We start from the raw sequence: 2,566 nt of genomic DNA, 5'->3' as shown, positions 1-2,566 counted from the left end.
CCCGGCGACCACCGAGCCGTACCCCGGCTCGCACCGCGAGGCGCCCGTCCCGGGGAGGGGGCGGGCGCCTCGTCACGTCCGGGCGCACCTGCGACGGCCGGACGGGCCGTGGTTCGCGGACGTGGACTCCTGCACGCGCACCACAGCGCGTTCGCGGGGTGCGGCGACGGGGTGCGGCGACGGGCCGCCGCGGCGGGCGGGTGCGCGGGCGGCTGCCGTGCACGACGACGGGCCGCCGTCCCGGGGGGGACGACGGCCCGTCGGTGCGTGCGGGTCGGGTCAGCGGCCCTGGTTCGCCACCGCGGCGATGGCGGCCTTGGCGGCCTCCGGGTCGAGGTACGTGCCGCCCGCGACGGTCGGCTTCAGCGTCTCCTCGTCGAGCTCGTAGAGCAGCGGGATGCCGGTGGGGATGTTGATGCCGGCGATGGTCTGCTCGTCGACGTCATCGAGGTACTTGACGATCGAGCGGATCGAGTTGCCGTGCGCGGCGACGAGGACGACCTTGCCGGCCCGCAGGTCGGGGACGATCTCCGCGTCCCAGTACGGCAGCGCGCGGTCGAGGACCTGGGCGAGCGCCTCGGTGCGCGGGATCGGCTCGCCGGCGTAGCGGGGGTCCTGGTCCTGGGAGAACTCGGTGCCGAGCTCGATCTCGGGCGGCGGGACGTCGTACGAGCGGCGCCAGAGCATGAACTGCTCCTCGCCGTACTCCTCGAGCGTCTGCTTCTTGTTCTTCCCCTGCAGGGCGCCGTAGTGGCGCTCGTTCAGGCGCCACGAGCGCTTGACGGGGATCCACAGGCGGTCGGCCGCGTCGAGCGCGTAGTTCGCCGTCGTGATGGCCCGGCGCAGGAGGGACGTGTGCACGACGTCCGGCAGCACGCCGGCGTCGGTCAGCAGCGTGCCGCCGCGCTTGGCCTCCTCGACGCCCTTCTCCGACAGCGGGACGTCGACCCAGCCGGTGAAGAGGTTCTTCGCGTTCCACTCGCTCTCGCCGTGGCGGAGCAGCACGAGGGTGTAGGTCATGCCTCCATCCTGCCGCAGCCGCGGACCCGGGACGCAGGGACGTCCGTCCCCCGGTCGACGGACGGCCCGCCCGCGAGGTCGCGGGTGCGGCGCGAGGTCGCGGGTCGGGCACGAGGTCGCGGGTCGGAGCCCGCGACCTCGCGCGAGTCCCGCGACCTCGCGGGACTCGCGGGTTCAGCGGGCTCAGCGGCGCTGCTCGGCGGCGACCGCGTAGACCTTGAGGAGCTGGTCGGCCGCGGCGTCCCAGCCGAACCGCTCCGCGACCCGGCGGGCGGCACGGCCCCACGCGGCGCGGCGCTCGTCGTCCGCGAGCGCGTCGGCGAGCACGTCCGCCCACCGCCCGGGCTCGTGGTCCGGGACGAGCCGGCCGGACACGCCGTCGTCGACGACCGTGCGCAGCCCGCCGACGGCGGCCGCGAGCACCGGCACGCCGCTGGCCTGCGCCTCCGCGGCGACGAGGCCGAACGACTCCGAGCGCGAGGGCATCGCGACGACGTCGGCCGCGTGGTACCAGAGCGGCAGGCGGTCGCGCGGCGCCGGCGGGTGCACGAGGACGTCGTCCGCGACCCCGCACGTCGCCGCGAGCGCGAGCAGCTCGCGCACCGCCGTCGCTCGCCCGCTCGGCCCGCCGAGCACGACGAGCAGCGGCACGGGACGGCCCGCGTCGCGCAGCACGCCGAGCGCGCGGACCAGAACGTCGGGGGCCTTGAGCGCCTGCACGCGCCCCGCGAACAGCACGACCTGCCGGTCGAGCGGCAGCCCGAGCCGGCGGCGGGCGGCCGCACGTCCCCCCGGCGCGGCCGGCGCGAACCGGTCGAGGTCCACGCCCGGCTCCACGACGTGCACGAGCTGCGGGTCGGCGGCGTACAGCTCGACGAGCTCGCGCGCCTCGACGGGCGTGGACGCGACGAGCGCGTCCGCCTCCGCGACGACCTGCTCCTCCCCCACGACGCGCACGGTCGGCTCCGGCGCGTCGCCCGGGCCGAGGCTCGCGTTCTTCACTCGCGCCAGCGTGTGGGCGGTGTGCACGAGCGGCACCTCCCACCGCTGCGCGGCGATCGCGCCGACCTGACCCGAGAGCCAGTAGTGGGAGTGCACGACGTCGTACCAGCCGGGCCGGCGCGCGGCCTCGGAGCGCAGCACGCCCGCCGCCATGCCGCACAGGACGCCCGGCAGGTCGTTCTTGTCGAGCGCCTCGAACGGTCCCGCGGGCACGTGGTGCACGAGCACGGGCGGGACGACGCCCGGCGGGACGTCGTCGGCGAGCAGGACGTCGCGCGCCTCCGGGCCCGCGAGCGTGCGGCCGTCGGCGGTCGTGCCGTCCAGCACCACGGTCTCCGGCAGGTCCGACGCGGTCGCACGCGTGAAGATCTCGACGCGCGCGCCGCGGGCCGCGAGCGCGCGCGACAGCTCCAGCACGTAGACGTTCATGCCCCCCGCGTCGCCCGTGCCGGGCTGGTCGAGGGGGGACGTGTGCACCGAGAGCATGGCCACCCGGGGTGCGCGCTCGACGGTCACGTCCTCCATTGTCACGCCGTGCGCGGAC

Annotated in this window: 2 protein-coding genes; both read right to left on the bottom strand. The window is 76.4% G+C overall.

The window, feature by feature from the left end; all coding sequences use genetic code 11:
• Positions 1-279 precede the first annotated feature (279 nt).
• Entirely contained in the window at positions 280-1,020 is a 741-nt protein-coding gene (locus tag ACFUMH_RS18980) for a phosphoglyceromutase (protein WP_378209173.1), read from the bottom strand.
• Positions 1,021-1,203: 183 nt separating this feature from the next.
• A complete protein-coding gene (locus ACFUMH_RS18975; RefSeq protein WP_378209175.1) occupies positions 1,204-2,538 on the bottom strand; it encodes a glycosyltransferase in 1,335 nt (444 codons plus the stop codon).
• Positions 2,539-2,566 lie beyond the last annotated feature (28 nt).

This window comes from Cellulomonas sp. NPDC057328, assembly GCF_042667215.1.
Lineage (GTDB): Bacteria > Actinomycetota > Actinomycetes > Actinomycetales > Cellulomonadaceae > Cellulomonas.
Note: the sequence above shows the minus strand (reverse complement) of the source record. Positions and strands in the feature narration are given on the sequence as shown.

Coding starts and splice junctions, on each gene's coding strand:
- ACFUMH_RS18980 (WP_378209173.1), bottom strand. CDS start 1,020: ATGACCTACACCCTCGTGCTGCTCCGCCACGGCGAGAGCGAGTGGAAC.